Annotated in this window: 6 protein-coding genes and 1 pseudogene; 5 read left to right on the top strand and 2 right to left on the bottom strand. The window is 66.0% G+C overall.

Annotated elements, in window-relative coordinates:
• From narY to narI, 3 genes and pseudogenes are all read left to right on the top strand, one after another.
• Window positions 1-210 (top strand): annotated as a pseudogene (gene narY, locus TY25_RS43160) (nitrate reductase subunit beta); the annotation flags it as partial.
• Window positions 211-223: 13 nt separating this feature from the next.
• Window positions 224-904: a nitrate reductase molybdenum cofactor assembly chaperone gene (gene narJ / locus TY25_RS02345; protein WP_042253762.1), complete on the top strand. Its 681-nt coding sequence runs from the start codon at window positions 224-226 to the stop codon at window positions 902-904.
• Entirely contained in the window at window positions 901-1,641 is a 741-nt protein-coding gene (gene narI / locus TY25_RS02340) for a respiratory nitrate reductase subunit gamma (protein WP_042253761.1), read from the top strand. Before narJ ends, narI begins: the two co-directional genes overlap by 4 nt.
• A 95-nt stretch (window positions 1,642-1,736) precedes the next feature.
• Here narI and TY25_RS02335 read toward each other — a convergent pair whose 3' ends face one another.
• Window positions 1,737-3,170, bottom strand: a complete 1,434-nt coding sequence (locus TY25_RS02335) for a nitrate/nitrite transporter (RefSeq protein WP_042253759.1) — start codon at window positions 3,168-3,170, stop codon at window positions 1,737-1,739.
• Window positions 3,171-3,473: 303 nt separating this feature from the next.
• On the opposite strand from TY25_RS02335, the gene TY25_RS02330 reads away from it, so the two are divergent.
• The gene (locus TY25_RS02330; RefSeq protein ID WP_042253757.1) at window positions 3,474-4,655 is read left to right on the top strand and encodes a phthiocerol/phthiodiolone dimycocerosyl transferase family protein; all 1,182 of its coding nucleotides are present in this window, start codon (window positions 3,474-3,476) and stop codon (window positions 4,653-4,655) included.
• Between the two features lie 19 nt (window positions 4,656-4,674).
• Here the strand turns inward: TY25_RS02330 and TY25_RS02325 are convergent, their stop codons facing one another.
• Complete coding sequence (locus TY25_RS02325) at window positions 4,675-5,190, bottom strand: hypothetical protein (RefSeq protein ID WP_052281347.1); 516 nt, start codon at window positions 5,188-5,190, stop codon at window positions 4,675-4,677.
• 551 nt (window positions 5,191-5,741) lie between these two features.
• Between TY25_RS02325 and ctaD the strand changes: the two genes are divergently transcribed.
• Entirely contained in the window at window positions 5,742-7,448 is a 1,707-nt protein-coding gene (ctaD, locus tag TY25_RS02320; protein WP_042253773.1) for an aa3-type cytochrome oxidase subunit I, read from the top strand.
• The last annotated feature ends 93 nt before the right edge of the window (window positions 7,449-7,541 follow it).

Raw genomic sequence — 7,541 nt, 5'->3', positions numbered from 1 at the left:
GCGCCGGACGAGAAGTCCACTCGCGTCAACCTGCTCAACTGGGATGGCAAGAGCACCAGCGGGTTGCTGCCCGCAGCGCAGAACGGCACCGACGGCCCGGAAAAGCACAACGGCACGAACGGAAACGGCGCGGCGGCGAACGGAAGCAATGAGGCTGTGCCGGAAGGCACTCCACTCGCCGCCCCGACACCCACGGGGACACCGCAATGAACAAGAGCCCATCATGGCGCTGCTGAAGGTCCGGCGCCGGCCGGAACCCGCGGTGCCCATGGCCGAGCGGGACCGCCGCCTGGTCTGGCGGATCGCCGCGCTGCTGCTCGACTATCCGAGCGAACAACTGCTCGCGATGACGGACGAGCTGCTCTACGCCGCAACAGAATTGCCGCCCGCGGTGCGGGAGCCGCTGCTCGGATTCCTTGCCCATATCCGGGGCGCCGCGCCACTGGACCTCGCGGCCGAATACGTCCGCACTTTCGACATGCGCCGGCGCTCCAGCATGCACCTGACCTTCTACGCGTACGGCGATACCCGTAAGCGCGGGATGGCGCTGCTCCGCTTCAAACACGCCTACCGGCAGGCGGGCGTCGAACTCGGCGACGAGGAGTTGCCCGATCACCTGGCGGTACTGCTGGAATTCGCGGCGACGGTCGACCCGATCGGCGGCGAACGCTTGCTCGGCGAGCACGTGCCGGTGCTGGAGCTGCTCCGGCTCTCGTTGTCGGACAGCGGTTCTCCGTACGCCGACGTGCTCGCTGCCGTGCTGGCCACGCTGCCGCCGCCGACCACCGCGGACCGGCGGCGGATCGCCGAATTGGCCGCGCAGGGGCCACCGGAGGAAGAAGTGGGACTCGAGCCGTTCGCCATGGATCCCACGATGTTCGCGCAAGGAGAAGGCCGCCGATGACCAGCACCCTATGGTTGACCCTGCCGTATGTGGCGTTCACCTCGTTCGTTCTCGGCCACCTGTGGCGCTATCGGAACGACCAATTCGGCTGGACCACAAGGTCTTCGCAGGTCTACGAGAGCCGCCTGCTGCGCCTGGGCAGCCCGCTGTTCCACTTCGGCATGCTCGGTGTGATCGGCGGACACGTGCTGGGGGTGCTGATACCGCAATCGTGGACGGCCGCGGTCGGCATCTCCGAGCACGCCTATCACCTGATCGCGGTTTCGGCGGGTTCGATCGCGGGGGTGGCTGTGCTCGCCGGCGTCGGCATTCTGCTCTACCGCCGGATCACCGTGCCCGCGGTGCGCAAGGCCACCACTGCCAACGACAAAATGATGTACGTCCTGCTGGCCGGAGCGCTGGTCACCGGACTGCTCAACACCTGGGGCAGCAACCTCGTCTGGGGTACTTACAACTATCGCGAAACCGTTTCCCCTTGGTTCCGTAGCCTTTTCACGCCGCATCCGGAGCCGGAACTGATGGTCGGCACGCCGTGGACCTTCCAGCTGCACGGCCTGATCGTGCTCGTCCTGATCGGCGTCTGGCCCTACACCCGCCTGGTGCACATGTTCAGCGCGCCCATCGGCTATCTGACCCGCCCCTACGTCGTGTACCGCCGTAAGCAGTCCAGCGCGCCCGACACGCGCCGCTACGCCCGCGCCTGGGATGCTCCCGTCACCCCCGATCGCTGGCGCTGAACCGGCGGGCGAGAGTTCCGTCCGAGACCTGAAAAGCCTTGTGCGCCCCGACCTTCCGAGGTCGGGGCGCACAAGGCTTTAGCGCTGCAGGCAGGTCAGCGGCTGCTGTGCGCGGCCGCTTCGGCTTCCAGGACGAACGCTTCCGCCTCGACCACCACGTCGGGTTCGGCGCCTGCCCGGGGACGGCGCAGGAAGACCGCCCAGACCACCAGGGCGCAGGCGACATAGAACGCCATGAAGACCCAGAACGCGGTCGTCGCGGACTTGGTGGAGGCGTAGGACGAGCGCAGCATCAGATTGATGCCGACGCCGCCGAGCGCACCGATCGCGCCGACGAAACCGATGAGCGCGCCGCCGGTGTTACGGGCCCACGCGGCCTGCCCGGCGCGGGGGAGATGCAGGCTCTTGGACTTGGCGTCGAACACCGACGGGATGATCTTGGTGACGGACCCGTTGCCGATACCGGACAGAATGAACAGGGCGATGAATCCGGCGATCAGCGTCACCATCGCCGCGCCACTCGGGACGCCGCCGTTGCGATCACCGAGCGTGCTCGCCACCACGACCAGGACCGCCGCCGCCATCATCGCCCCGAAGACGTACATGGTCACCTTGCTACCGCCGATCCGGTCGGCCCACTTGCCGCCGTACGGGCGGGCCAGCGAACCGAGCAGCGGACCGATGAACGCGATCTGCGCGGCGTGCAGCGCCGCCTGCGCGGCGGTGTCACCCCCTGCTTTGAAGCTGATCTGCAGGACCTGGCCGAACGCGAAGCTGTAACCGATGAACGAACCGAACGTGCCGATGTACAGGAACGCGATCGCCCAGGACTGCGGCACCTTCAGTGCCGCGAGCATGTCGGCGAGATCGGCCTTCTGATTACGCAGATTGTCCATGTACAGCGCGGCGCCGAGCGCGGCGACCGCCACCAGGACCAGGTAGATCGCGCAGATCAGCGAGGCGTAGTCGTTGCCGAGCGTCGCGATGATCAGCAGGCCGAGCAGCTGAATCGCCGGTACGCCGATATTGCCGCCGCCCGCGTTCAACCCGAGCGCCCAGCCCTTGAGCCGCTGCGGGTAGAAAGCGTTGATATTCGTCATCGACGAGGCGAAGTTGCCGCCGCCGACGCCGGCGAACGCGGCCACGATCAGAAATGTCGTGTACGAGGTGCCGGGCTGATTGATGAAATACAGCGTGAGCAGCGTCGGAATCAGCAGCAGGACCGCGCTGAAGATGGTCCAATTGCGGCCGCCGAATTTCGCGGTGGCCACCGTGTACGGAATGCGCAGGATCGCGCCGACCAGCGTCGGCACCGCGACCAGGAAGAACTTGCCGGCCGGGTCGATACCGTAGGTTTCGGCCGGCATGAACAGCACCATCACCGACCAGATCGACCACACCGAGAATCCGACATGCTCGGCGACGACCGACCAGATCAGATTTCGTCTGGCGATATCTTTTCCACCTGCTTCCCAGGCCGCGACATCCTCGGCATCCCAATTTTCGATGTCACGGTTACGCGTCAGCATGCTCAACTCAGGCCTCCCATTATCGGTTCAACCCAAGGTATGCAGCAGGTATTGCGGGCATGATGCGCGCAATGACCGGGAGATCAACGCTTGCTCACGGTCCGCAGGCGCAGCGCGTGAAACAAACGGTCCCGAGTCCTGCCTGGTTGTGTGGCAGAAATTACCCTTATGGCTTGCTGAGACGTTATGGCAGAGTCTGCCACTTCGGCTTAGCCTGTGGTTAGCCGACCTCCCCTTACCAGTGCCGTTAGGGCGGCGGTTCCGGGCTGCTCGACCCCAGGTGAAGTCGAAGGAGGCAGTGTCATGACGTCGTCGCAGCTGTTGGTTCGTCCGCTCGCCCCGAGTGAGCTCATGTATTTCCGGTTCGGGCTCTACGTGGGGTACTCGACCCGAGTGCGCGGCAGGCTCGACCCCGCTGTGCTGGGCCGGGCCTTCGAGACACTACGTGGCGCGTATCCGGTGCTGTCCACCCGGATAGTGCAGGATGACGAGAGCGGGCCCGCCATCGCGACGGTGCCCGACGTCGCGGCCGCGCTGTTCGAGGTGGCCGGTCCGGTCGAGGACCCGTTGTACGAGCTGCCGGGCCTGGACGGCCGCGCAGCGGCGATCCATATGGTGCGCGGTAGCGACGATACGGCCGCGGTGACCCTGCTGACCCATCACGCCATCGCCGATGGTCACCACTCGTTGCACCTGCTGTCGGAACTGTGGCAGTACTACACCGCGCACGCCGAAGGCGCGTCCGTCGCACCCGCGCGCCACGCCTACCCGCATTCACTCGAGCACCTGCTCGCGGCGCGCGGTGTCGCGGCCGCGCCTGCCGTCGAACTGCCGGATACGGACTGGCTCGAATCGCCGGCGGGCACTTCGGCGTCTCCGGCCGAACGTATTCGTACCCGCTTGTCCGCCAACGAGACTCGGTCCCTACTGGCCACGGGGCGGCAGCACGGCACCACGATCAATGGATTGGTCTCGGCGGCGTTGCTCGCCGCGACCGCGCAGAGCCGTGGCGTCGATATCGACACACTGCACTACACCTATCCCGTCGATCTGCGCAGCCGACTCAGCCCCCGGGTCGGATATCCCGAGGGGACCAACGTGTTGAGCATCGCCTACTTCGCCGCCGAGCCGCACAGCGAGCGCGACCTGCTCGCCCTCGCCCGGGCGGTCAGCGGCACGCTGCGCGAGTCTATCGCCACCGGCGCCCTGTTCGCCGGCGGTGCCGAACTCGCGTTCCTGCTGACGCCCGAAGCTTTGTCCAGAGCGCTGATCTCGACGAACTGGGGTGTGATTCCGCCGCTGCCGACCCCGGCCGATCTCACCGTCGAAGACTTCCATCCCCTCATGTCCGACGCGCCGCTGCCGGCCCTCACGCCGCATGTCATAACGACCTACGACGGGCAGCTCACGATCGACACGCGGGCGCACACCCTGGATGCGGGCCGCCTCTTCGCCGAGCACCTGCACCGTTTGGCGGCGCTCTGATCTGCCGTGCGCGAATCCGCTACTGCGGCAACATGGGGATGCTGCTCGGCTCGGCCACGGCGACCAGCACGACGACGTCGGCGTAGGGTGCGTCGCCATGGCCGAGGCGATGGGCGAAGCGTGCCATGGGAATTCGCCACCGGTACTTCGCGGCGATCTCGGACTCGACGTAGGGGAGCAGTGTGCCCGCGGTCACCAGCTGGGCCTGGCCCTGCCGCTGATGGGAGCCGAGGGCGGGCGTGCCGCGCCGGTCGCCCGGCTGTACCAGCACGCGGCCGTCGCGGGCCAACTGCTCGGCCTCAGCGGATTTCGACGACACCCGGAAGGCGAGCTGGGTATCGCCGATGGGAATGACCAACCGTGGCACGGTCGTCAGCTGCCGCGGGCCGGTGATCCTGGTCACCAGTACGGTTTTGGCGTCGCGCCATTCCGTCGCGGCAGCGGAATGACCACTGCGCCAGGGTGATTGCCCTCGGGTATCCGGGCGTGCGACCTGTCCGCTGTCCGCGGTCAGATCGACCAGGGTGTCTGTCATCGCGTTCGTTCCTTCCCCTGCGGAATTGCTGCTGAATCGGCGAGGGTCCCGGCGAAGCGCGCTCCCCGCATTCATCAGCCGTACCCCGTGGATCGCTGGCCAATCGTGTCATGTCACCATCGCCGCCGGACGGAGCCACCGGATCGGCCACTTGATGCCGGAAGTCGTTGTGGCCGTAGCGCTTCGCCCGGACATGGTTGTTGCCGCCGAGGGAAGGATCGACCCCGGCGGCAACAACACGGCGGCGCGGCCGAATGCTGTGGGGTAGGGCTCGCGCCAGGTCAGCCGGGCGAAAGCAGCTGACCGGAACCAGGTTATGTCGTGCGCGCGACGGCGGGCAGAGTCGTTCGTCCCTGCCGTGGCGGACCTTCGGTCCGGCTTCGCCGCCGCGCAGGTCCCGCGCGCGAGGACGAAGGTCATCGGGTGGGTCGCCGAAGGTCATTTCCTTTGCGCAGAGGGTGTTTCGGGGGACGCGCGGTGTTTACGGTCGGCTCGGCCGCGGGTGATGCGCGGGCCGACGGCGACCGACGCCGAGGTGTGAGGAGGGTGTGGTGACTGCGGTAACTCCCAAGCCGGAACCGGAATTGGTGGCGCGGCGGCCGTATCCGGCGCGGCGGTTGCCGAAGGGCTCGGCGCTGTACCGGATGGTCACCACGACCGACCCGAAGGTGCTGGGTCAGATGTATCTGGTGACCTCGATGACGTTCTTCCTCATCGCGGGTGTCATGGGGTTGCTGATCCGTGGCGAGCTGGCGCGGCCGGGTCTGCAGTTCCTCTCGCCGGAGCAGTACAACCAACTGTTCACCATGCACGGCACGATCATGTTGCTGTTCTACGCGACCTCGATCATCTTCGGCTTCGCGAATATCCTGGTGCCGTTGCAGATCGGAGCTCCGGATGTGGCGTTCCCGCGGTTGAACGCGTTGAGCTACTGGCTCTACCTGTTCGGCGCCTCGATGGCCACCGCCGGGTTCGTGACCCCAGGTGGCGCCGCCGATTTCGGCTGGACGGCGTATGTCCCGCTGACCGATATCATCCACTCGCCGGGCGTGGGCGCGGATCTGTGGATTCTCGGTGTGGGGGTCTCGGGGCTCGGCACGATTCTGGGCGGGGTGAACATGATCACCACGGTGGTGTGCCTGCGCGCCCCGGGTATGACGATGTTCCGGTTGCCGATCTTCACCTGGAACGTGTTCGTGGCGAGTGTGCTGATGCTGATGGTGTTTCCGCTGCTGACCGCGGCGGCGTTGGCGTTGTTCTACGACCGGCATCTCGGCGGGCACATCTACGATCCGGCGACCGGCGGGGTCATCCTGTTCCAGCATCTGTTCTGGTTCTTCGGTCATCCCGAGGTGTATGTGATCGCGTTGCCGTTCTTCGGCATCGTGTCCGAGATCTTCCCGGTGTTCGCGCGTAAGCCGATCTTCGGTTACACCGCGCTGGTGTACGCGACCCTGGGCATCGCGGCGCTGTCGGTGGCGGTGTGGGCGCATCATATGTACGCCACGGGAGCTGTTCTGCTGCCGTGGTTTTCGCTGATGACGTTCCTGATCGCGGTGCCGACGGGAGTGAAATTCTTCAACTGGATCGGCACCATGTGGCGCGGTCAGCTGACCTTCGAGTCGCCGATGCTGTTCTCGCTCGGGTTCCTCGTGACCTTCCTATTCGGTGGCCTGTCCGGTGTGATCCTGGCCAGCCCACCGCTGGACTTCCACATCAGTGACACGTATTTCGTGGTCGCGCACTTCCATTACACGTTGTTCGGCACCGTCGTGTTCGCCACCTTCGCCGGCATCTACTTCTGGTTCCCGAAGATCACCGGGCGCATGGCCGACGAGCGCCTCGCGAGATGGCATTTCTGGACCACCTTTTTCGGCTTCCATCTCACGTTCCTCGCCCAGCATTGGCTCGGCAACGCGGGTATGCCGCGGCGCTACGCCGACTACCTGCCCGGCGACGGATTCACCACGCTCAACACGATTTCCACGATCGGGGCGTTCGTACTGGGCGGGTCGATGATTCCGTTCCTGTGGAACGTCTTCAAGAGCTACCGCTACGGGCAGGTCGTCACCGTGGACGATCCGTGGGGGTACGGCAATTCGCTGGAGTGGGCCACCACCTGCCCGCCGCCGCGGCACAACTTCTACGAGCTGCCCCGAATCCGGTCCGAGCGTCCCGCCTTCGAGCTGCACTACCCGCACATCGTCGACCGGATGCGGTCCGAAGCGCATGTCGGCCGGCGCCACCGTCAGTCTTGATCCGGCAGCGGGCCGGGTCGCCGACCCGGTAGGAAGAAGTACTCGCCTTTGGGTAAAGGCTTCTGTATCGTTCTAGTAGAACGTTTCAGTAGA

The organism is Nocardia brasiliensis NBRC 14402, from assembly GCF_000308475.2.
Lineage (GTDB): Bacteria > Actinomycetota > Actinomycetes > Mycobacteriales > Mycobacteriaceae > Nocardia > Nocardia brasiliensis.
The sequence above is the reverse complement of the archived record's forward strand: the minus strand, read 5'-3'. Positions and strand labels throughout refer to the sequence as shown.